This is a genomic window from Romboutsia sp. D33t1_170424_H2 (assembly GCF_015669105.1).
Lineage (GTDB): Bacteria > Bacillota > Clostridia > Peptostreptococcales > Peptostreptococcaceae > Romboutsia_C > Romboutsia_C hominis.
Map to the genome: position 1 here is coordinate 285663 of NZ_JADOZQ010000001.1, position 24996 is coordinate 310658.

At 27.5% G+C, this 24996-nt stretch carries 22 protein-coding genes; 18 read left to right on the forward strand and 4 right to left on the reverse strand.

All coding sequences use genetic code 11. The annotated features are described in order from the left end of the window. Positions 1-439 precede the first annotated feature (439 nt). From rbsK to rbsB, 5 genes are read left to right on the forward strand one after another with little or no spacing between them, the layout of a single operon-like run. On the forward strand, positions 440-1348 hold the full coding sequence (rbsK, locus tag I4U66_RS01485) for a ribokinase (protein ID WP_092926826.1): 909 nt from the start codon (positions 440-442) through the stop codon (positions 1346-1348). Positions 1349-1351: 3 nt separating this feature from the next. After that, positions 1352-1747, forward strand: a complete 396-nt coding sequence (gene rbsD / locus I4U66_RS01490; RefSeq protein WP_092926824.1) for a D-ribose pyranase — start codon at positions 1352-1354, stop codon at positions 1745-1747. Between the two features lies 1 nt (position 1748). Then, the gene (gene rbsA, locus I4U66_RS01495; RefSeq protein WP_166505020.1) at positions 1749-3242 is read left to right on the forward strand and encodes a ribose ABC transporter ATP-binding protein RbsA; all 1494 of its coding nucleotides are present in this window, start codon (positions 1749-1751) and stop codon (positions 3240-3242) included. 2 nt (positions 3243-3244) lie between these two features. Beyond that, entirely contained in the window at positions 3245-4219 is a 975-nt protein-coding gene (rbsC, locus tag I4U66_RS01500; protein ID WP_166505021.1) for a ribose ABC transporter permease, read from the forward strand. An 11-nt stretch (positions 4220-4230) separates the two neighbouring features. After that, positions 4231-5124 (forward strand): ribose ABC transporter substrate-binding protein RbsB, encoded by an 894-nt coding sequence (rbsB, locus tag I4U66_RS01505; RefSeq protein ID WP_092926818.1) that lies wholly within the window; start codon positions 4231-4233, stop codon positions 5122-5124. Positions 5125-5245: 121 nt separating this feature from the next. On the opposite strand, the gene I4U66_RS01510 is transcribed toward rbsB, so the two are convergent. After that, positions 5246-5596: a cupin domain-containing protein gene (locus tag I4U66_RS01510; RefSeq protein ID WP_092926816.1), complete on the reverse strand. Its 351-nt coding sequence runs from the start codon at positions 5594-5596 to the stop codon at positions 5246-5248. Between the two features lie 149 nt (positions 5597-5745). Between I4U66_RS01510 and I4U66_RS01515 the strand changes: the two genes are divergently transcribed. The 6 genes from I4U66_RS01515 (at position 5746) to I4U66_RS01540 (ending at position 12169) form a co-directional block, all read left to right on the forward strand. After that, positions 5746-6042 carry a hypothetical protein gene (locus tag I4U66_RS01515; RefSeq protein WP_166505022.1) on the forward strand — a complete coding sequence of 99 codons (297 nt, stop codon included), beginning with the start codon at positions 5746-5748 and terminating at the stop codon, positions 6040-6042. A 179-nt stretch (positions 6043-6221) separates the two neighbouring features. Beyond that, a complete protein-coding gene (locus tag I4U66_RS01520) occupies positions 6222-6728 on the forward strand; it encodes a superoxide dismutase family protein (protein WP_092926812.1) in 507 nt (168 codons plus the stop codon). Positions 6729-7342: 614 nt separating this feature from the next. Next, positions 7343-8014, forward strand: a complete 672-nt coding sequence (locus I4U66_RS01525) for a hypothetical protein (protein ID WP_092926810.1) — start codon at positions 7343-7345, stop codon at positions 8012-8014. Between the two features lie 145 nt (positions 8015-8159). Continuing rightward, positions 8160-10277, forward strand: coding sequence for a DNA topoisomerase III (locus tag I4U66_RS01530; RefSeq protein WP_092926808.1), 2118 nt, complete (start codon positions 8160-8162; stop codon positions 10275-10277). A gap of 178 nt (positions 10278-10455) precedes the next feature. Beyond that, the gene (locus tag I4U66_RS01535) at positions 10456-11415 is read left to right on the forward strand and encodes an alpha/beta hydrolase (protein ID WP_195928335.1); all 960 of its coding nucleotides are present in this window, start codon (positions 10456-10458) and stop codon (positions 11413-11415) included. Between the two features lie 163 nt (positions 11416-11578). Beyond that, positions 11579-12169: a hypothetical protein gene (locus I4U66_RS01540; protein ID WP_092926804.1), complete on the forward strand. Its 591-nt coding sequence runs from the start codon at positions 11579-11581 to the stop codon at positions 12167-12169. A gap of 18 nt (positions 12170-12187) precedes the next feature. Here I4U66_RS01540 and I4U66_RS01545 read toward each other — a convergent pair whose 3' ends face one another. Then, entirely contained in the window at positions 12188-13426 is a 1239-nt protein-coding gene (locus tag I4U66_RS01545) for an NAD(P)-dependent oxidoreductase (protein WP_092926802.1), read from the reverse strand. 294 nt (positions 13427-13720) lie between these two features. Here I4U66_RS01545 and I4U66_RS01550 point away from each other — a divergent pair, with 294 nt between their 5' ends. The 4 genes from I4U66_RS01550 to I4U66_RS01565 all read left to right on the forward strand — a co-directional run bounded on the left by I4U66_RS01550 (position 13721) and on the right by I4U66_RS01565 (position 17882). Further along, positions 13721-14581: a hypothetical protein gene (locus I4U66_RS01550; RefSeq protein WP_092926800.1), complete on the forward strand. Its 861-nt coding sequence runs from the start codon at positions 13721-13723 to the stop codon at positions 14579-14581. A gap of 167 nt (positions 14582-14748) precedes the next feature. Further along, on the forward strand, positions 14749-15813 hold the full coding sequence (locus I4U66_RS01555; RefSeq protein ID WP_195928336.1) for a peptidylprolyl isomerase: 1065 nt from the start codon (positions 14749-14751) through the stop codon (positions 15811-15813). Between the two features lie 245 nt (positions 15814-16058). Then, positions 16059-17630, forward strand: a complete 1572-nt coding sequence (locus I4U66_RS01560; protein ID WP_195928337.1) for a hypothetical protein — start codon at positions 16059-16061, stop codon at positions 17628-17630. 45 nt (positions 17631-17675) lie between these two features. Continuing rightward, positions 17676-17882: a hypothetical protein gene (locus tag I4U66_RS01565; protein ID WP_092926795.1), complete on the forward strand. Its 207-nt coding sequence runs from the start codon at positions 17676-17678 to the stop codon at positions 17880-17882. Positions 17883-17909: 27 nt separating this feature from the next. On the opposite strand, the gene I4U66_RS01570 is transcribed toward I4U66_RS01565, so the two are convergent. After that, a complete protein-coding gene (locus tag I4U66_RS01570) occupies positions 17910-18260 on the reverse strand; it encodes a hypothetical protein (protein WP_166505029.1) in 351 nt (116 codons plus the stop codon). Positions 18261-18438: 178 nt separating this feature from the next. After that, on the reverse strand, positions 18439-19530 hold the full coding sequence (locus I4U66_RS01575; RefSeq protein WP_092926793.1) for an AI-2E family transporter: 1092 nt from the start codon (positions 19528-19530) through the stop codon (positions 18439-18441). Positions 19531-19688: 158 nt separating this feature from the next. Here I4U66_RS01575 and cspBA point away from each other — a divergent pair, with 158 nt between their 5' ends. The 3 genes from cspBA to I4U66_RS01590 are packed head-to-tail and all read left to right on the forward strand — an operon-like array spanning position 19689 to position 24953. Then, positions 19689-22994 (forward strand): bifunctional germination protease/germinant receptor pseudoprotease CspBA, encoded by a 3306-nt coding sequence (cspBA, locus tag I4U66_RS14795; protein WP_271970323.1) that lies wholly within the window; start codon positions 19689-19691, stop codon positions 22992-22994. A 24-nt stretch (positions 22995-23018) separates the two neighbouring features. Beyond that, positions 23019-24704, forward strand: a complete 1686-nt coding sequence (gene cspC, locus I4U66_RS01585; RefSeq protein WP_195928338.1) for a bile acid germinant receptor pseudoprotease CspC — start codon at positions 23019-23021, stop codon at positions 24702-24704. 54 nt (positions 24705-24758) lie between these two features. Continuing rightward, on the forward strand, positions 24759-24953 hold the full coding sequence (locus tag I4U66_RS01590) for a CDIF630_02480 family spore surface protein (RefSeq protein WP_092926787.1): 195 nt from the start codon (positions 24759-24761) through the stop codon (positions 24951-24953). The last annotated feature ends 43 nt before the right edge of the window (positions 24954-24996 follow it).

A 24996-nucleotide genomic window follows, 5' to 3' on the forward strand; every position in this document is an offset into this window, starting at 1 on the left:
TGTGGATAACTATTGAAATTAAGTAATACTAATTAGTTTTATGAGCGTAAAAAAGACATTTTGAGCAACGGACGAAGTCGTTGGCGACATGAGCGCAGCGAATTTTTTACATACAAGGAAATTATATTAGTTATAAAACTATTGATAATAAGTAAGATATACTAATAAGTTTAAAATGTAAAAAATGATATTTTGAGTAACGGACAAATTTGTTGGCGGACATAAGCTAAGCGAATTTTTTATATAAGAGTATATTATTAAAATATAATTATATACTTTTATATAAAATTAGAGTTGTAATTGATATAAAATGTAAAAAAATATATATAAATATATAAATATGTTGCACTTAATAAATAAATATGATACTCTATAGGAAAGATAAAATGAATATTAAAATAGAAATGATATATATATTATAAAAATTAGGAGGAACATTGTGAAGAATATATGCGTTATAGGTAGTCTAAATATGGATTTAGTTGTAAATGTAGAAAAGATGCCAAAAGCAGGACAAACTTTATTAGGAAGTAATTTCAAAGAAGTTCCAGGCGGAAAAGGAGCTAACCAAGCGGTAGCTATGGCTAGGTTAAATGGAAATGTAACTATGATTGGTAAAGTTGGAAATGATAGCTTTGGAGAAACTTTAGTAAACTCATTAAAAAAAGATAATGTAAATACTGATTACATACAAGTAGAAGAAGGTCCAAGTGGTGTAGCACTTATAACGGTAGATAAAAATGCACAAAACTCTATAGTAGTAGCACCAGGAGCTAATTATAAATTAACTAAAGAAGATATAGATAAAAATATAGATGCAATAAAAAATAGTGATATAGTAGTAGTTCAACTTGAAACTCCACTAGAAACTATAAAATATGCTCTTAAAAAAGCTAAAGAACTAGGTAAGTATACTATATTAAACCCAGCACCAGCAGTAGTTTTAGAAGATGAGATAATAGAAAATGTCGATTTATTAACTCCAAATGAAACTGAACTTGAAATAATAAGCCAAAAATCAATAAGTAATGAAGATGATATAAATGAATGTGCACAAATAATGATAAACAAAGGTGTAAAAGAACTTATAGTAACTTTAGGTTCTAAGGGAAGTTTATATATAAATAAAGAAACATCAATGTTTAAAAAGGCATATAAAGTTGAAGCTATAGATACTACAGCAGCTGGTGATAGTTATACTGGAGCTTTGGCTGTGGCAATAGCATGTGGCAAAGATATGGAATATGCTATGGATTTTGCTTCAAAAGTTGGAGCATTATCAGTTATGAAAGAGGGTGCTCAAAGTAGCTTACCAACATTAATAGAAGTTGAGAACTTTAGGGGGTAAATTATGAAAAAAACTAAACTGATAAATAGTGAAATATCATACACTATATCTAAAATGGGTCATACTGATAGTTTAACTATAGGAGATTGTGGACTTCCGATAAGTGATGATGTTAAAAAGATAGATCTAGCATTAACTCACGGCGTACCAAGTTTTATAGATACTTTAGATGTAATATTAGAAGAACTATGTGTTGAAGAGATAATAATAGCTAGTGAGATTAAAGAAAAAAACGAAAAAATATATAAAGAAATATTAAAACGATTTGAAAATGTAAAAGTTACAGAAGTGAGTCATGAAGAATTTAAAAAGATGACTAATAACAGTAAAGCTTTTGTTAGAACTGGGGAGTGCAGTCCTTATGCTAATATAATATTAAAATCGGGAGTTGTATTTTAACATGAAAACACCTATTTTGAAAATGACAAATATAGTAAAAGAATTTCCAGGAGTTAAGGCACTAGACGGGGTTAATCTAGAGCTTTATGAAGGAAAAGTTATGGCTTTGATGGGAGAAAATGGAGCGGGAAAATCTACACTTATGAAAATATTAAGTGGTGTATATAAAAAGACAAAAGGCCAAATTTACTATAATGGAAAAGAAGAAGATATAAAAGGGCCTAAAGATGCAGCTGATAAAGGAATTGCAATAATACATCAAGAGCTTAACTTAGTAAATGATTTAAGCATAGGCGAAAATATATTTTTAGGAAGAGAACCTAAAAATGGACTTAAAATAGACTTTAATAAACTACATAGTGATAGTCAAAAGTTACTTCAAAAGTTAAATGTAGAGACTAGTTCAAAATGTCTTGTAAAAAACTTAAGCATAGGTCAAAAGCAAATGATCGAAATTGCAAAAGCTTTATCATTAGATGCAAAGATAATAATAATGGACGAGCCAACAGATGCACTAACAGATAAGGAAACTGAGAGTTTATTTAAGGTTATAAATGAGTTAAAAGAAGAAGGAAAAGCAATTGTATATATATCACATAGACTAAAAGAAATATTTGAAATATGTGATTATATAACTGTACTAAGAGATGGAAAATATGTAGGTCAAGAAGAAATAAAAGATATAGACGAAGATAAAATGATAGAGATGATGGTAGGTAGAAAGCTTACAGACCAATTCCCTAGAATTGAATGTGAAAAAGGAGAGCCTATACTAGAGGTTAAAAATCTAAAAAATAAATTTGTAGATAATGTAAGTTTTGATGTAAAAGGTGGAGAAATAGTCGGTATATCAGGACTTATGGGGGCAGGTAGAACGGAACTTGCAAAAACTATATATGGACATATAAAAAAAGAAAGTGGAAGTATATATGTAAATAAAAAAGAGATATTTAACAGAAGCTCAAAAGACGGTTTAAAAAATAAAATAGCTTATGTTAGTGAAGATAGAAAAGGGGATGGATTAATCTTAGATTTATCTATAAGAGAAAATATGACCATATCTTCATTAAATACTATATCATCTTTATTTAAAATAAATAAGCAAAAAGAAAAAGAGATAGTAAATAGCTATATAGATAAGATAAATATAAAAACACCAAGCCAAGAACAACTTATAAGAAATTTAAGTGGTGGTAATCAGCAAAAAGTAGCAATAGCAAAAGCACTACTTACAAATCCAGATGTTTTAATTCTTGATGAACCTACTAGAGGTGTTGATGTAGGAGCTAAAAAAGAGATATATGACTTAATAAATGATTTTAAGTCAAAGGGAAAAGCGGTTATAATGATATCTTCAGAAATGCCAGAAATACTTGGATTAAGTGATAGAATATTAGTACTTAGCCAAGGAAGAATAACTGGAGAGTTTGAGAAAGAAGAAGTAAGCCAAGAAGCAATATTAAAATGTGCAGTAGAAACTAGGGAGGCAGTATAGTTATGTCATCACAATGTATACAAAATACGAAAGATAGTAAATTAGATATAAAAAATATATTAATAAAGTATAAAAGTTTAGTAGGATTATTATTGTTAGTAGGTATAGTTTCAATATTAAGTCCATCATTTTTAAGCACTAAAAATATTTTTAATATATTAAGACAAACATCAGTAAATGCAATAATAGCAGCTGGTATGACTTTTGTTATATTAACAGGAGGAATAGATTTATCTGTAGGTTCAATACTTGCTATAAGTGGAGCAATTTGTGCGAGTTTACTTGTATCAGGACAAAATATAGTAATAGCTATAGTAATATCTATATTAATAGGAGCTGTTGTTGGTTTTTTAAATGGATTTGTAATCTCAAAAGGAAAACTTCAACCATTTATAGCAACACTTGCAACTATGACAATACTTAGAGGTTTAACTTTAGTATTTACAGATGGAAAGCCTATAACATTAGGGAGTGGAGATTTAGCAATAAACTTTGGTAAAATAGGTGGAGGAGAAATATTCTCTATACCAACTCCAGCAATAATAATGATAGTAGTATTTTTAGTATGTGCTTATATACTAAATAGTACTAAAATGGGAAGATATACTTATGCATTAGGTTCTAATGAAGAAGCAACAAAGCTATCAGGACTTAATACAGATAAAATAAAAATATGGGTATACACAATAAGTGGTATATTATCAGCACTAGCTGGAGTTATAATAACCTCTAGATTATATTCTGCACAACCAACAGCAGGTACTGGATATGAGTTAGATGCAATAGCAGCAGTAGTACTTGGTGGAACTAGTTTAACAGGTGGAAAAGGTAAAATAACTGGAACTATAATAGGTGCATTAATAATAGGTGTATTAAGTAACGCACTTAATATATTAGATGTATCATCATATTATCAAATGATGGTAAAAGGTGTAGTTATATTAATAGCTGTACTTTTAGACAGAAGAAGTAACTAGGAGGAAATAAAATGAAAAAATTTCTTTCTATAATAATAACTATAATATTATCATCAAGCCTACTAGTAGGATGTAGTTCTAAAGATAATGGAGTAAAAAAGATAGGACTTATAGTATCAACATTAAACAATCCATTTTTCGTAGATCTAAAAGCTGGAGTAGAAGAAAAAGCAAAAGAATTAGGATATGAAGTAGTAGTTCTTGATTCACAAAATGACCCAGCTAAAGAAGTATCTAATATGGAAGATATAAGTGTTAGAGATGTAGATATAGTACTTTTAAACCCAGTTGATTCAGATTCAGCAATAGCATCTGTTATGGTCGCTAATAATTTAAAGTTACCAGTAATAACAGTTGACAGAGCAGCAAATGGAGGAGAAGTTATATCTCATGTTGCATCTGATAATGTTGCTGGAGGAAAAATGGCAGCAGACTTTTTAATAGAAAAACTTGGTGGAAAAGGAAATGTAGTAGAACTTGAAGGTATAGCAGGTTCTTCAGCTACAAGAGATAGAGGTAAAGGATTTGAAGATGGTATAAAAAATAGTGAGTTTAAGTTAATAGCTAAACAAAGTGCAGACTTTGATAGAAGTAAGGGACTTACTGTTATGGAAAATATTATTCAATCAAAGGATAATATAAATGCTGTATTTGCTCAAAATGATGAAATGGCTTTAGGAGCTCAAAAAGCATTAGAAGATGCTAATATGAAAGATGTATTAGTAGTTGGATTTGATGCAACAGATGATGCAGTTGAATCTGTTAAAAGTGGGAAAATGGATGCAACAGTAGCACAACAACCAATACTTATAGGAGAGACGGCTGTTGAAGCTGCCAATAAGGTTATAAAAGGTGAGAAAATAAATAAATATATACCAGTTGAATTAAAGTTAGTAAAAAAGTAATTCAGTAAAACCTAAATATAAATTGTAAGTATACAAAAAGCTTGATTTAAATAATCAAGCTTTTTTGTTTGCAAGGATTTTACGCTAAGTATAAAATTATTTAAAAATTTTAATAAAAATTTTATTTATCTTTGTATTCAGCACCAGCATTAACTTTAGTAACTTGGACAGCAACCATATCCTCTTTATCAGAGTTTTTAATGCCATGCCATTCATTCGCTTTTACAAAAACTGTACATCCAGTATGAACATTATGTTCTTTTTCTTCAACAGTCATAACTCCAGAGCCTTTTAAAAAGAAAAATATTTGCTCGCCATTTGGATGTCTATGCATTGCTAAATCTTGATTTGGTTTAAAATAATAAACTTCACAAGTTATATCGTTACCAGAAAAGACTGGTGTCTTAGGAACTACAGTATCATTGAAATTTGCTGCTTGTGGGTCTAGTAAATGTTTATGATTTGATTCCATAAAAAACCTCCATATATACGTAATTGAATATATTTTACTCAAAATATAAAAGTTATATTCAATTAATAAATTTTAAACTATTAGAAATAATTATTTATATAAATATGGTATAATATTAAAGAGACAGAAGGATAGGAGAGGCTGATAATATGGACATATTAATAACTGAAGAAGCTAAAAAACAATTTGATAAAATATTAGAAAATAGCGAGCATAAATATATAAGAATATATAAAAATCGTCCGTCTATATATGAAGATGCAAAATTAGACTTTATGTTAGATGAAATAAAGGAAGATGATGAACTTCATGAAGTTGATGGATATAAGATAATAATAAATAAAAGACTAGGATGTCAGATATTTTTCATGAATATATCTTATGGCGGACTAATGAGTAGAGATAAGTTCTCTATAGAATGTGATATTGGGCTATTACACTTTTAAATAAAAAATCTCCATCAAAATAAGATGGAGATTTTTTATTTTTAAATCATTAAAAATTAATTACGTCAAAACCTCATAAAAAGCATCTAAAATTATATGAAATAAATATTAACATTCTATTAATGTAAATCATAAGATATATAGCGATAGAAATGTATTTCATTATAAGGAGGTGCATCATGGATAATTCTTGCCCAAAATATGATATTCAAAAAATATTTTCTGGATACAAACCATCTAAACCAAATGCATATGCTCAAATAAATGGAGGACCATTAGCATCTTGTATAAAAGGAATAGTATACCTGTATCAATTAGAAGAGGGGGTATATGTAAAGGCATATATAACAGGAATACCTAGTATAAATAATCAAACTAGTTCGTTTCATGGATTTCATATCCATGAAGTAGGCGATTGTTCAATAGAAGATAAAAATAATCCATTTACTTCTGCAAAATCTCATTATAATTCAACCAACACAGAACACCCTATGCATGCAGGAGATTTACCGCCAATACTATCTGCTAATGGAATAGGGATACTTTCTGTATTTACCAATAGGTTTACTGTAGATGAAGTTATAGGAAAATCTTTTATACTTCATGAAGGATATGATGATTTTACTTCACAACCTGCAGGAAATTCAGGAAAGCGATGGGCATGTGGAGTTATTCATTATTATTAGTAGTTAAAATCTTAAACTTTATATGATTAATATAATAAGTTGTTAAATCTAATAGGATTAGTGCGCTTAAGGATTTGATATTAGGTTTAAATAAAATGTATCACCATTAAAAAGAGTATTTAACTTTTATAATAAAAGAAAATTTTCTTATTATGATTATTCGTTTTTAAATTTTTATAAATATTAATAAAAATTTAAAAAAATATGAATTATTTTTTTAAAAATGGTTAATATATAACTACACAATTAATTGTGCATCTAAGCACACTAGATAAAAGCTCGGGTTGCCGAACCTTTTGCTAGTAACTATTGGGTGTTTAGAAGACGAGATATTTTATCATATTAGATAGTTCACCTAGGCTAAAACTACCTCATTTTAATCTATGGCTGTTAGCTAATAAGGTCAAAACCAATAGATGGCTAAATGCTAAGAAGCAAGTATTATCTAATAAAAGTCAAAAAGAGGGAAAAGCATATAGCTTTGTAAAAGGCAATAGATTTGATGGTTACACCATTAAATCCATTGTCTTTTATTTTGTTTTTTTATTGTAATCATATTATGCATAAAATTTGGTATGATAGTATAAATAATATAACCAAAAGGGGAGATACATATGAAAATCAAAATAGGGTTACTAGCATTAGCACTTAGTATAACATTAGTAGGATGTTCAGACGCAACAATAGAAAATAATGATAGTACAAACAAACTTAGTATAGAGGAAAATAAAGATACATATAAAGATAATAAAGAACAAGAAATTGATAAAGAAGGAATAGAAAATAGTGATAAAAATGATAATAGTATAAATACAGAAAAAGAAGAACCTATTGAAAATCTAGAAGAAATCAATAAGGAAAATATAAATATTGAAAATTCTAAAGGAGAAATAGATTTTAAATTATACACATTTGACTCTGAAGATAATGAAAAAAGGATAGTACTAAAAGACATACATAATATAGATAAAGACGATACGCTAGAAAACAAAATAAATGCTTTATTATTATCTTTAAAGAAAGACTATTTTAAAGATGAAAAAGCAAATATACAATTAGAGTCAATAAATGATGGGATAGCTACAATAAACCTAGTAGATGAAAATTCTTGGAGACAACACTTCCAGGGTTCAACAGGTGGATATATAAATCAAAAGACAATAGTAGAAACACTACTACAAAGAGATTATGATGGTGAGTGGATAAAGGGTGTGAATGTTTTAATAGATGGTAAAAAACAAGAAGTTTTTGATCATGCATCATTTGAAGAAATTTTTTATAGATAAACTAAAAATATAATATAGAGGATAGTTAGCTAGAAGTTAACTATCCTTTACTTATTTTTATTATTTATGTATAAAATATGGTAATATTATAAATAGAACAACGTAGAGGCTTATTTAAATTTAGCCTAGAAGAAAGGAAATAAATATGAAAAAAACATTGGTACTAGCAGAAAAGCCTTCAGTAGGAAGAGATATAGCTAGGGTATTAGGATGCAATAAAGATAAAAATAGATATATAGAAGGAAGTAAATATATAGTAACATGGGCGCTAGGACACTTAGTAACGCTAGCAGATACAGAAAGCTATGGTCAAAAGTATAAATCATGGAATATAGATGACTTACCAATACTTCCAAAATATTTGAAAACAGTAGTTATAAAAAAGACTAGCAAACAATTTAATACAGTAAAATCTCAAATGATAAGAGACGATGTAGGTGAGATAGTAATAGCTACAGACGCAGGGCGTGAAGGAGAACTTGTAGCTAGATGGATAATAGATAAAATACAAGTCAAAAAGCCTTTAAAGCGTTTATGGATATCGTCAAATACAGATAAAGCTATAAAAGATGGATTTAACAAATTAAAAGATGCAAAAGAATATGACAATTTATACTACTCAGCAATAGCTAGAGCAGAAGCTGATTGGATAGTTGGTATAAATGCAACTAGAGCACTCACAACAAAGTATAATGCACAGCTTTCTTGTGGTAGAGTACAAACACCAACATTAGGAATGATATATAAAAGAGAAAAAGAAATAATAGAGTTTAAGCCAAGAAATTATTATGGAATAAATCTAAAATCCAATAAAGGAAATTCAGATATTTTATTTACTTGGATAGATAAAAATAATCAAAGTAGTAGTTTTAATGAAGAAAAGATAGATAAAATAATAAACAAAATAAAAGGAAAAGATTTAAAGATAATAAAGGTAGATAAAACTCTAAAGAAAAAATATTCGCAAGGATTATATGATCTAACTCAATTACAAAGAGATGCAAATAAAATATATGGATATTCTGCTAAAGAAACGCTATCTATAATGCAAAAGCTATATGAACACCATAAAGTACTTACATATCCAAGAACAGATTCTAGATATTTAACATCTGATATAGTAGAAACCTTAAGAGATAGAGTTAAGGCTGTTAGTATAAGTGATTACTCTAGAGTATGTAATAAAATACTAAAGTCTAATATAAAGGCAAATAAATCATTTGTAGATGATAAAAAAGTAACAGACCACCATGCAATAATACCTACAGAAGAAAGAGTATTTTTAGGTGAGTTAAGCGACAAAGAAAGAAAAATATATGACCTTGTTGTTAAAAGGTTCTTATCAGTACTTTGCCCTCCATTTGAGTATGAACAAACGTTAATAAATGCTAGTATTGAAGATGAGCACTTTATATTTAAAGGAAATAGAGTGATAAATCTAGGATATAGAGAAAACTATAAAGACTTAGATGATGATGAAGATTATGGTAATGTAATAGTAGTAAAAGAAGGCGAAATTTTAAGTATATCAAATATTAATAAAACTATTGGAAAAACTAATCCTCCATCATATCTAAATGAAGGAAGCCTTCTTACTCTTATGGAAAAAAGTAATCTTGGAACAGTAGCCACTAGAGCAGATATAATAGAAAAATTATTTAATACGTTTGTAGTAGAGAAAAAAGGAAAAGAAATACATATTACATCAAAGGGTAAACAATTATTAGAATTAGTACCAAATGAATTAAAAACACCAGAATTAACAGCAACATGGGAAACTAAGCTTACAGATATATCAAAAGGAAAGCTTAATAAAAATGTATTTATAAATGAAATGAAAGAATACTCAAAAGATATAGTTAGAGAAATAAAGGATAGTGATAGTAAATTTAAGCATGATAATTTAACCAAAAATAAATGCCCAGAATGTGGAAAATATATGCTTGAAGTTAAAGGTAAAAGAGGAAAGATGTTAGTATGTGAAGATAGAGAATGTAATACTAGAAAGACTATATCCCAAACTACTAATGCAAGATGTCCAGTATGCCATAAGAGATTAGAACTTCGTGGAGAAGGAGAAGGAAAGACTTTTGTTTGTAGCTGTGGTCATAGAGAAAAGTTAAGTGCCTTTAACAAAAGAAAAAGTGAAGAAAAAAATAAAGCATCTAAAAAAGATATTAATAAGTATCTAAAAAATCAAAACAAAAATGAGGAAGTATTTAATAATCCATTTGCAGAGGCTTTAGCTAAGTTAAAGAAATAGTATACTAAGTATAGATATTAAAGAATTTATAAATTATTACCTATAGTAAATAAAGCATCTTACTAAACATAGTAAGATGCTTTATTTTAATTTAAAATAAAAAACTTGTAAACATGTAGAAAAATAATAAAAAATATTGTATACTAGGTTTTAGTACTAGGTAACAAAGGAGAAAAATATGAATAAAAGCAATAAAATAAGATTAAAAGTAATAGGATTGTCTTTGACAGTATTTATAGGAGTATCTACATTTATAGGATATTTAGTTTATGATGGTTCGGTAGGTTCTAGTCAGAAAATAAAAAATGAAGATGTTGTAGAAGTATTTTCAAGTAGAGAAAATAAGCCACTAGAAAGACTTAAAAATTATGAAAATGAAGATGTATTTATAGATTCACCAGAAAATGGTTATAAAATAGAAGCTAAGCTTATAAAGTCAAACATAAAAACAGATAAGACTGTTATATTAGTTCATGGCATAGAAAGTTATTATTATGAATATCTAGATAAGGCATATGAGTACCTAGAAAAAGGATATAATGCAGTTATATACAACCAAAGACATACAGGAAATACTGGAGGAGATGATTATACATTTGGACTATATGAAAGATATGATTTAGAAAATGTAACTAAATTTGTACATGAAAGATACCCTAATGGATTACTTGGGGTACATGGACATTCAATGGGAGCAGGTACTGCACTTATGCACTCTAGTTTAAATGAAAAAAATAAATATGTAGACTTTTATATAGTAGATTCACCATATCATGAAATGGCTGATGCAATAAGACTTGGAATAGAGGCTGAAAATATACCACTACTCCCTGTAGGATATGCAAAATTTATGGGAGATATATACACACAAGTAAAATCAGGATTTTCTTATGAAGATGTAAAACCTTATAAAGAAGTTCAAAATATAACTACTCCAATGTTCTTAATACATGGAAAAGAAGATAAGGTATGCTCACCACAAAGTAGTAAGATAATATATGAAAATATACCGCATGATAAAAAAGAATTATGGCTTATAGATAATGTAGAGCATGTAAACGGATATGACGTATTAGGAGATGAATATTTTAATAGAATATTTAACTTTATAGATAAAAATGTAATTAATAATGGATAATACAAAATGTAGGAATTATAGAAAGTAATTCCTACATTTTTATATTTTACAATATTGACTATATCAATATTGTAAAATATAAAAAAATGTTAAAATAGTAAGTTATAAACACATATTAAAATTAATATATAAATAATACAATAATAGGAAAAGAGTGATTATTATGGGTAATAAAAAATCAACGAAATATACAACATATGCTTTATATATTTTATACTCAATATCTCTTATATTATTTTTTAAAAATGGTGAAATAAGAAACATAGGTATAGCATCTTTTTGCTTAATAGCTACAATAGCGCTTCATAAGATAAATCAAAAGAATAAAAGGCTTATAAATGACAATTTATATTTAGTATTAGCCTTATTTATAATGATATCTTCTTTATTAGGTTCTTGCTATGATTTTTACGACATAAATCATTATGATGATTTTTTACATGTTTGGTCAGGTCTTATAAGTTGTAGTGTAGCATATTCATTATTGTTATTTTTTAATGATAACAAAATAAAATCTATAAGCAAAATATTTATAATTATATACCTATTTATGTTTAGCATGGGGGTAGCGAGCTTATGGGAAATAATTGAATTTTTATTAGATACTTTTATAGGAACTAATATGCAAGTAGGTGGGCTTAAGGATACAGTTATAGATATGATAGATGCTCTAATTGGTTCTTTAGTTATGATCCCTATAATAATGAGTAGTTATAAGAAGTTAAATCTTATTAAAGCAAAAAAAAATTCCTAGATATCTAGGAATTTTTTTTTATTTTATAAATTGCTTAAGGTAGTTATCCATAGAATCACAAACTTTTTTAGCATCTACAACAGCTTCTATAACAGTCTTAGCTCCATTTGTAACATCCCCACAGGCAAATACACCTTCTCTTGTAGTTTGGCCAAACTCGTTAGTCATTAAAAGTCCATTATTTTTAGTATCAAGACCTTTATTGTTTATAACTATATTGTTTTTAGGAATTTGGCTAATAGCTATTAATATACTATCACATTCATATAGCTTTTGACTTCCTTCTATAGAAACTAAAGACTCAGTGCCATCTTCATTTAATACAACTTCAGTATCTTCAAATATTATACCTTCATCAACTATTTCAACAGGGGCCTTGAAAGTTTTAAATAAAACACCTTCATTTTGAGCTTCATGTATTTCATGCTTTGTAGCACTCATACTATCAAAGTCTCTTCTATAGAATATTTCTACACAATCTGAGCCAAAGTATTTTGCACTTCTAGAAGCATCCATTGCTACATTACCAGCACCTATTACTATAACCTTATTTCCAAGGTCATAACTTTCAGGGGATCTTAGATAGTTAATAGCATAGTGAACATGTCCAAGAGATTCACCTTTTATATCAAGTCTTCTTGGATTCCAAACACCAGTACCGATAAATATAGATTTATATCCATCCTCAAATAGTTTAGATAAAGTAACTACAGGACCTATAAGCGAGTTTATTTTTATTTTAACGCCTAATTCTTTTAGTCTTTTTTCTAATAAATCAATATTAGTTCTTGGCAGTCTAAAAGATGGTATACCATAAGTTAATACTCCACCTATTTTTTCATTTTTTTCAAATATAGTAACATCATAGCCTCTTAAAGCTAAGTTAAGTGCAACTGTAATACCAGCAGGACCAGAACCTACAACAGCAACTTTAACACCATTTTGTTTTGGTTTTTTTAGAGTTATATCTTCTAAATATTCGCTAGATATTTCATGTTCAATATCATGAAAACGTACAGGTTCACCTTTTATGCCTTTTATACAATTACCTCTACATTGGTTTTCATGTGGACATACTATGGCACATATTGCTGATAAAGGATTATTTTCAAATAGTATTTTACCAGCTTCTTTTATTTTACCATCCTTGTATAGCTCAATAATTTGAGGGATTGGAGTATTTATAGGACAATTATTTTGACATCTTGCATTTTTACAATTAATACATTTGTTGGCTTCATTTAAGTTTTTAAGCATTATATTACCACCCTTTATTATATTATGATATAAAATATAATGTACTAAATTATATTAAAGGTATATTATATATAAATATAAAGTACACTAATTAACTCGAAATAAGTTATATTATGTTATATTATAACAGAAAAAAGGATAATTATATACAGAAATTATTACATGATACCCAAAAATCTGTGTTAAATAATTAATTAATAAAATTATGGAATTAGTTTACTAATAACGTATATTTTAGTAATATATTATAAGGCATAATACATATAATATCGACAATTTTAGGGAGGAAAAGTGTTGTTAAAGAAATTTATAAATAAGGTAAAACATTTAGTAGAACAAAATAAAGATAACTCAAAAATACATAAAAAAGATAAAGTAGTATATAAAGAAGAGATTGTAAAACCAGATAAAAATAATAAAATAAGTGAAATAAAAGAAGTTAAAAAAGATGGAATACATAATGAAGATAGGACTTATAATGAAAGTAAAGAACATAAAAAAGAAAAAATTGAAAATAAAAGTATAGAAATTGTTAGTGAAGACGATAAATGTTATATAAAAGATATAAAAATAAAAAGAGGTATGTCTATTAAAGCTATAGATGTATATACAAAAGAAGAGAGAGTTTTTAAGACACATAAAGAGTGTGCTAAAAATCTAGGAATTCCTATTGAGTATATAAAGGAAAACCTAAAGTATGGATATACTGATTATCTAGGAGGAGCTATAAAGTATTTAAGTAAAGAGTTAAATCTTGAAAAAGAGTATGAAAGTTATTTGGATAGTAATAAAAAGCCCTCTCAGATTTTAACGATATTAAATAATAAAATATTTACTTCAAAAATATCAAAGGAAAAAAGAGAAGAAATATTATGTAGTGATAAATTAGACCCTGTGAAAATGCACTATATATTTGAGTGTATAGATGAAGAGTATGATGAGTATTTTAATAAATATAAATCAATAATTAAAAGAGGGGGGAAAAAGAAAGTAGAACTTATAGACACAAAAGGAGAAGTAATAGAGATATTTAAGTCTTTAGATGAATGTGCGAATCATTTAAAAAAAGATAAAAAAGAAGTTGTTAAAATGCTAAAAGAAAAAGATACAAAAGTAGGTAGATATGAAATAAGATATAGTTTAAGAAATATTTAAATTCATAATAAATTCATAAGCACTTCAATTACCATTCACTTATATATACTAAAATAGTTAATGATAGAGACAAGAATACACTACTTTATTAAATTTTAATTTTATTTACATTTCAAATGATGTAAAATATAAATAGTTATAAAAAATAGGTATTAGGGAGGATGTAAATGTCTGAAGATAAGAAGATAAATAATTTAGATGAACATGAAAAGGTAGAAAAAAGTGAAATAAAACCAGCAAAAAAAAATAAAGGAATGATAAAAACTGTTATAATAACTTCATTAGTAGGTATATTATGTATAGGCGTAGGATTTACTACTGGAAAAAATGCTGGAAGAAAGTTACCAGCGACACACAAAAACTATAGTGCCAATAAGGTAATAGCAACAATTGGAGATACTAAAATAACTGGAAAAGAACTTGAAAAAAAGATGGAACCTTTATTTTATATAAATGGTAAAACAGAAATGACGGATGAACAAATAAAAGCTTATGAAGATAGTATGATAGATTATATGACTACAACAGAAGTATTATATTTAGAAGGAAAAAAGGATGGCATAAAAGCTACACAAGAAGAAATTGATGCTGAATATAGTTCTTTAATGGAAAGTATTAGTAAACAATTTGGAATATCAGAAGAAGAATATATAAATAAATTTGGTATAAGTAAGAAAGATTCAGAAAAAGATTTAGAAAAGGAAATTATAGCTACTAAATATATAAAAAAGGCTTCAGAAGTAAGTGATAAAGAAGCTAAAAACTATTATGATAAAAACAAAGATGAATTCTTAAAGGTTAGAGCATCTCACATACTTCTTAAGACTACAGATAAAGATGGAAATGCTTTAAGTGAAGATGAAAAGAAAAAGATTAAAGAAAAAATAGATGAAATACTTAAAAAAGCTCAAGCTGGAGAAGATTTTGCTAAATTAGCAAAAGAATATTCTGAAGATAGTAGTAAAGATAATGGAGGAGACCTTGATTTCTTCACAAAGGGGCAAATGGTAGAGCCATTTGAAAAAGAAGCATTTGCTTTAAAAGTAGGTGAAATAAGTAAAGAACCCGTAGAAACTCAATTTGGATATCACATAATAAAAAAGACTGATGAAAAGCAAGAAAACTTTGATGATATAAAAGAAGAATTAGAGTATAAGCTATCATATGAAAAACAAAATAATGTTGTCGATAATTTAATAGAAAAGTATAATGTCCAAGTAAAAGATAGATAATATTTTGCTACAGATATAGGTATTCCTAAATCTGTAGCTTTTATTTATTGTAAAATTTTTTTATTAAATTATAAAGTTATACTTAAATGCAAGAATGATTAGAGTTTAACTTTATGGATAATAATCAAATATGATAATAAAAAGTGCTTTAAAGGGATTTTAGTAAACATATGGAATTAATATAGATATTAGTACACTAAGATTTAATCATAGATAAAATGAATTGTCATAAAGGATGTGGTTAAATGAAGAAGGTTAGTAAAAATAGCAAGTGGTTATTCATATTAGTATCTTTACCTATATTAGTATTTTTGCAGTACTTTCTTTTTAAATTTGGAGTTTTAAGCCCTATTGTAAGAGGTATAGAACTTAAAGTAGTAAATGGAGATTATGTTACAGATATAGATGAATATACTATAAAATTAAATGATAAAGTTAAATTATCTAGTGGAGACTATATTTGTATACCATCTTATGCAAAAAAACCTGATATTTGGTTTAACGTATTAGATAGTAAGAATATTCTAGAGATAAAAGGAAATGAATTAATAGGTAAAAAAGAAGGAATATCAACAATAGGTGTTATGAAAAATCAAAGAGTGCTAAGGAAAGTCAACATAAGAGTTATAGATCCGAAAGTTGAGGATATAACATATAGTGTTGATAATAATTTAAAGTATGTAGGAGATAGTGCTACTATAACATCAGAAGTTAAAGTAGATTATGACAAATTTAAAGAAAAAGAAAAAGTATTTTATGAAAGTAGTAATGAAGATGTTATAAAAATAGATGACAATAAAATAAAAGCTGTGGGTGTAGGTAGCGCTAAGGTGTATATAAAGTCTAAAGATATGGTAGAAACTTTAAAGTATAATATACAAGCAAAGATTGCAGAAATATCTATAAGTAGTACTATAGAAGTAGGACTTGAAAAAAGTAAAACGTTGAAACCAGATATAATAACTATGCCTGTTGGACTTAAACATCCTAAGGTAAGATATGAACTAGTTGAAAATAAATTAGGATTAGACAGAAATATAAGTCTTGATAAAAACACAGGAGTTATAACCGGAATAAAAGAAGGAAAAGAAAAGGTAAGAATAATCTGTGGTGAAAAAGAAAAAATAGTAACTATAAAGGTTAGTAAGGAGTCAATTACAAGTAACAAAGTAGAGAATATAAAAGCTTTATATGAGATAGTAGATGGTAAACTTTTAGTTAAATTATCATGGGATTATATAAATGATGTAAATGAATATTATATATACTTAAAAAATAATTCATTAAATGATTCAGATTTTAATTTATACGATTCAATAAAAGTACAAAAGGATAAAATAGATTCAAATACTATACATAAAAATATAGAGATTGATTTAATAGATGGTAAAATACCAAATATAAACATATATGTAGTTGGTAAGACTAAATATGGTATGACAAATCCAAGTAGCACTATAGATATAAAGCCAATAGATGAAGATATACAGAATGTAGAAGTTAAAAATCTAAAAGCATCTATAGATAGTAATAATAATTTAGCAACACTTACTTGGGATAAATTAGATATAAAAAATGTTAAATACAGTATTTATGTTAAAAACAATTTAAATCAAGATGAAGGGTTTACACTTCTTGAAAGTAATATAGAAAGTAATAAATATACAATAAAACTTTCTGATGAAAATGTAGACCTAGAAGTTTATGTAAAGGCTAACAAGGATGATAAATATTCAAAACATAGTAATATTGAAATTATAAAAAGAAAAGTTAGCGATGAAGATGTAGATATAGAAGAACCAGTAATAAATCAGTAATAAAAAACATATAAGTAGATATACTTTATTAGAGGAGAGATGGTTTTGAGAAGAAGATATGAACAAATAAGTAGTGCTTCTAAAGATTTAGCAGAAGAAGCTTTTAAGTCATATGCAGGCAAAAGAGACTACAAAAGAGCCATTGAAATCTATTCAATATTATCTACGTATACATGTATCCCAAAAGATATATCAGACTTTTCTAAGAATATGTTATCTAGGCTTAGTAAAAAAATCGAAGAAAATTCATAAAATAAAAGGAGTGGTTACCCACTCCTTTTATTTTTTTATATCATTTACTAGTTCTAAATATCCACTTGGATGGAAATAGTATATATCACTAGTATTTTTATCAACAAAATATCCAATATCTGTTTCTACATCTGGTAAGAATACATATCCTTCAAGATTTTTAGATTTTAGATATTCGAATTTACTAGCATCTCCTTGATATATATAATCTACTTTATCATTATATTTTATAAGAAGGTTTTTAGCATCTTCTTTAGTAAGTTCATGTTGATTATTTGAAATTGTGATAGCAGGTTGAGCAAAAACAACTTTTTGTAAAGGTTGTTGAATAATTAAACAACCACATAAGATAGATAAAACTATAATTGCCTTTTTCATAATACACCAACTTTCATAAATTATTTTAATTATATAAATATTATTTCTATAATTAAATATTAACATAATTATCAAAATATAATAGTTACACCCCTGTTACTTATGATTACAATATCGTAATTAATTTATACATAAACAGTAAATATATAAAAAATGAGTAGCATATGCTACTCATTTTTTATATATTTAGTTGATTTTGTTTATAATCAAAAAATTTATTAAGATATATCTTTATAACACCCATTATAGGAACTGATAAAATCATACCTGGTATACCAAAAAAACCGCCACCAATTGTTACAGCAAGTATAGTTAAAAATGGACTAAGCCCTAGCTGACCACCGACTATTTTAGGTTCTATAAAGGCAATCTCAACTTGTTGAACTAGCATTAAATATACTAATGAAAATATTGCTATACTAGGGTTATAAAATATATTTATTAATACGACTGGTGTCATACCAATAACAGGTCCAAAATAAGGAATTAAGTTTGTAACTCCCATTAAAACTCCAAATAATAAAGAATATGGAGACCCAATAAGCTGAAGACCTATACCTGATATTAAACCAACTATAGCAGAATCTATTATTTTTCCTGTGAAATATTTACCTATATTTTCGTTTAAGGTACTTCCAATATCTAAAGTTAAATTACAAAACTTTTGACCAAATATTACGTTTAGAGTCTTTTTATAAAATGAAAAGAAATCTTCTTTTTCGAGAATAATGTAAAAGCATATTATAAACGCTAATACAAATTGTACAATAAATTTAGATATCGAGAATGTAGTTGAAAATACTTGTCCTAAATATCCTATTAGTAAATTACTTATTTGTGGCATAGCAGAAAATAGTTTATCTCCTACTGATTTTAAAGTATTTGGATCAACATTTTTTAAGCTATCACCAATCTGTATAAGAAAAGTTTGAGTCTTTTCAGCATATAAAGGAACTTGACTTATTATATCTGCTAAACTACTTATTAATATAGGTACTGTAATGAATATGAAAGAACCTATTATAAGAAGTAAAAATCCATATGTTATACATAAAGCAAATATCCTTTTAATCTTAAACTTATTTTCTAAGAAACTAACAATAGGAGTGAATATATATGCTAATACAAATGCTATAACAAATGGAGTTAAAAGCGAAAATAAAACTTTCAAAATACCTAAGAAGTACTGATAATTATCTATAAGTTTTATTATTATATAAGAAACTACTAATGTAAGTACGAGACTTAGATTAATTTTTTTATTTTTCAAATTAATACATCCTTTCTAATCTAATATTTTATCTTAATTGATTTAAAATAAATCAATATATGTATTATACAATAAATTTAGCATAAATACATACATATATATTATAAATATTAGAAATAGCAAAAATAAATATAGGTATAAGCATAGGGGGTGTTTTTATCGAATTTGAAGTAATTGTCAGATATAATGGAGATATTTCGTTTATACAACAAGAATTAGGGGTATTCGTAGAAATTTTAGAATATAACTACGCCATAATAACAGCTGATAGTGCAGAAAAAATTGATGCGCTACTTAATTATCCTCAAATAGTATTTATAGAAAAACCATTTATATTAACCACTCAAGATGTACAAAGTTTTTCGAGAACTGGAATAACTAGGTTTAAGAGTTTAAACAATCTAAGTGGAAAAGGAACAATAATAGGTATCATTGATTCGGGGATAGATTACAATTTAGATGTATTTAAAGATAATCAGGGAAATTCAAAAATACTTTATTATTGGGACCAATCAATACAAGGAAACCCTCCAGAAGGATTTAGAAATGGTACTCTTTATACAAATGAAGATATAAATAGTGCAATAAGAGGAGAAAAGATAATACCGATATCTGCAACTAGTGCCCATGGAACTCATGTAGCAGGGATATGCGCTCAAATTGCAAATGAAGCTAAATTAATAGTTGTAAGAGTTGGAAATAGATCAACTGATGTTTTTTCTAGAAGTACAGAGTTTATGAGGGCTATAAAATTTGTATTAAATAAAGCATTAGAACTATTAATGCCAATTGTTATAAATATAAGCTATGGTAGTAATGAAGGATCTCATAGAGGATTATCGTTATTTGAACAATATATAGATGATATGTGTTCATTTTGGAAGAATAATATAGTTGTTGCAGCTGGAAATAATGCAGACAAAGGCGGACATAGAAATATAAACATAAAGCAAGATAGAGAAGTTGAAGTTGAATTTGTAGTAGGTGATTCAGAAAAGATACTAAATATAAATATATGGCCTGACTTTATTGATAATTTTAGTGTTAGGTTGGTAAGTCCATCTAACGCTAAAACGCAAGAAATATCATTAACATCAGGAGAAATAAGAAATATAATAGGTGCAACTAGAATAAAAGGATACTTTTACCCTATAGCACCATATTCTCTTATAAGAAGGGTTACTCTTCAAATGACATCGAATACATTTATAAATGCGGGAATATGGAAATTGGTATTTACGCCTATAGATGTAGTCGTAGGAAATGTAAATATATACCTACCAACGTCAGAGGGAATAAGCAAAGATACTAGATTTTTAGGTGCAGATAAAAATTTGACTGTAACTGTTCCAGGAACTGCAAGTAAGGTAATAACTGTTGGAAGTTTTAACTCAAGAACTGACAATGTATCTGTATTCTCAGGAGAAGGGGATATAGAAAGAAATGTAATTAAGCCAGACTTACTAGCTCCAGGAGAAGATATACTATCAGTATTACCAGGTGGGAGTTTAGGTGCCTTAACAGGAACGAGTATGGCTACTCCACATGTGACTGGCTCGGCAGCGCTCTTAATGGAATGGGGAATTGTAAATAGAAATGATTTATTTTTTTATGGTCAAAAGTTAAGAGCATTTCTTATAAAGGAAGCTAGAAGAAACCCTGTATATAGATACCCAAATAACTCTATGGGATACGGCCTTTTTGATTTATCAAATGTAGATTTGAGTAGTATGTCTCAAATGAATAATGAATACGATTTTTTATATAGAAGTAATAAAAAAAAAGCGAAAAAGCTTAGAAGACTAGAAATTCCAGACGATATAAAAACATATATTCAAATTTTTCATGGACCTGGATTTGAAGAAGAATTAAAAAAAACAAATTTAGATTATAAGTTTTATCCTATAAGTGATAAAAATGGAATATTAATGATACCTTTAGGAGAACAAAATAAGATTAGTACAATAAAACGTTTAAGCTCTTATAAAACCTCAGAACCTATAATAACAATGAACTCACTAGGAACTATAACTAGAGGGATAGAGAACGGAGTTGTAGCCACAGAGGAAATTGGTGCAAATTTTTTTAAAGATAATATAAATATAAATTTAACCGGTAAAGGTGTATTAATAGCTATAATCGATTCTGGAATAGATTACTTACATGAAGATTTTATATATCCAGACAGAACATCTAAAATATTATATTTATGGGATCAAACTAAAGATGGTAGACCACCAAATGAGTTTTATATAGGTACAGAATATACAAGAGAAGAAATAAATAAAGCAATTTTAGAAAATGATAAGTCTTTGTCAGTAGATGAAGAGGGAACAGGTACAATGTTAAGTGGTATATGTGCAGGACTTGGAAATATAGATAAACGATATGAAGGTGTAGCTCCAGATGCAGAGTTGATAATCGTAAAACTAAAAAAAATTGATGGAAATTATAATAATGCACTTGTAGAAGCTGCGATGGATTATGCCTATAAAAAAGCAGCAGAAGCGAAAATGCCTTTGGTAATAAATATATCTTTAGGAAGTAATGACGTAGTAGGAGCTACACAGAGGATATTATCAGATACACCATTATTTAGTAGAGGAGTATGCCTTGTATCTGCAGTTGGAAATGAAGGCAATACTAGAACTCATGCTACAGGAGTGATTAATTTTAATGGAGATGAGCAAGATATAGAATTGGAACTTGCTGAAGATGAAGAATTTCTTGATATTAATTTATGGATAAATAAACCAGATAAGGCTAGTGTAGCAGTAATATCACCAAGTGGAGAAGTAAGTAAGTTCATTGAAGTTGAAAATTTTAATGAGGTAACGGGAATATTTGATTTTGAAGGTACATGGTATGCAATAACTTATATATATCCAACATCGTTTTCAGGTCAGCAAAAAACTATAATAAGACTAAAGAATGTAACAAAAGGTGTATGGAAGATTAGATTAAGAGGAGAATACATAAGTAATGGAATCTATAATATATATCTACCAAATAGAGTGCTTATAAAACCAGGGACTCAGTTTAGAGATTCAAGTCCAAATAATACTATAAATTATCCTTCTACATATAGTGATGTTATATCAGTAGGAGCATATAACATAATAAATAATAGTTTATGGCCACCTACTTCAAGAGGACCAACTATAAATGGTTTGTTAAGGCCAGACATAATAGCTCCAGGGGTAAACATAATATCAACATACCCAGATAATAAGTATGCCACTATAACTGGAACTGCAGCATCAGCTGCGTATGTATCTGGAGCTGTTAGTTTTTACTTACAATACACATTAGTTGAAGGCTATTATAAACAAAAATCATTCACAACAATGATAAGAACTTTTCTTCAGGCAGGTGCAAAAAGAAATAAGGAAATAATTTATCCAAATGAAAGTTATGGATATGGAGAGCTAGATATAATTGGAATGTTTAATCAATTAAAATAAAGTTAGATAGGGAGTAAAATCACTGTGGAAAAATCTTATATTATAGTGTATCAAGGTAGTTTAGATGAAGTAATAAATGATTTATTAAAAAATCAAATAGAAAAATATATAATATTAAATGATACTATATTAGTAATATATGTTCCTATAGATTTTGATGAATTAAAATTAACTAAAATAGATACTATTGCATGGTGGCAAAATTCAGCTCCAATGAGTTCATTAATAGATATAACAAATAATATGAGTGAAGGAGAAAGTACTACTAGCGCTGCTGGAACTGATTATATTTATAAAAATCCGTATATAAATATTACAGGAAAAGGTATATTAATAGCTATAATAGACTCTGGAATAGATTACTTACACCCAGATTTTATAAATTTAGATGGTACAACAAGGATAGTATCGATATGGGACCAAGAAAGTATGAAAAAAAATCCTCCAAAAGGATTATTATATGGAAGTGAATTTACAAGAGATGAAATAAATCAAGCTATAAAAGAAAATGATGATACATTAACTAAAGACAATATAGGCACAGGAACAATGGCAGCTGGAATTGCATCAGGCAATGGAAGGTTAAATAGAGAATATAAAGGTGTGGCGGTAGATAGTGAACTAATAATAGTAAAACTTAGAGAATACAAAGATAGATACAAAAAAGGTACAACAAATTATGAAAAAACAGATTTTTTAGCTGCAATAAAGTATGTTTTAGATATAGCTAAAAAAGAGAAAAAAGAATTAATAATAAATCTTACAGTAGGTCTTATGTCAAAATCAATAGTAAATCTTACTATGTTAGAAACATTTTCGGATATAGGTAAACCAGGAATTATAGTAGTAAGTGGTGCAGGAAATGAAGGAAATACAGATATACATTATCAAGGAATAATTACATCTTTAGAAGAAAAAAATGATATAACAATTCAAGTAGGAGAACAGTTAAATTTAGACATAACAATAGTGGCAGTTGGTCCAGATAAGATTGGGGCATCAATAATATCTCCAGGCGGAGAAGTAAGCTATCAAATAATGTATTCTCCAGATTTTTACGTATATAGAGGAAAGTTTAACTTAGAAGACACAGCCTATGAAATGAAATTTACTTATCCATGGCTAGAATCAGGACATCAAGAATTAATAATAAGACTACTAGACGTTAAGCCTGGTATATGGAATGTAAGACTTGCACCTGAATTTATAATTAGAGGTGAGTATGATTTATATTTGCCAAATAAAAATTTAATGTCTGAAAATACTAGATTTCTAGATCCAGATTCAGTAGCAACTCTAACTATGTATGCAACACCAGAAAGTGTAATAACAATAGGTGGATACAATGGAAGGACTGATAGCCTATGGATAGGTTCATCAAAAGGACCTATAAAAAATGGTGGGATAAAACCAGATATAGTAGCACCATGTGTTGATATAATTTCCACATACAAAGACAAATCATATAATACAGCAACAGGTACTGGAGTAAGTTCATCAGTAGTAAGTGGAGTATTAGCATTAATGATGGAGTTTATAAAAGAACAAACTAATGAGTATGAAGAAGCATTATATACTCAACAGTTAAAAACATATTTAATGCTTGGTGCGACTAAGAATGAGATATATACATTTCCAAATGTATCTCAAGGATATGGAGTTTTAAATCTCAAAGATACCATTATTTCTATTTCAAATAACTTTGAATAAAGCGTATTTTATAAGAAATAATGCAAAAACTAAAAATGAAAAGAGGTGATAGTTTTGCAAAATGAAAAAAGTAAAGCATTAAGTGGAGAAAATAATAAAAGATTAAAATCAAATAGGCCAACAAATCAAGAAAGCACAGCTGCTTGGGCAAATACACAGGAACTACAAGAAGTAACTAATGTATCAATACCATCTTTAAATAATGTAGAAAATGCTAAAGAGTGGGTTGATAATGGAAGTAGATTATAATAAAAAAAGTATGCTTTAAGAATTTAAAGCATACTTTTTTATA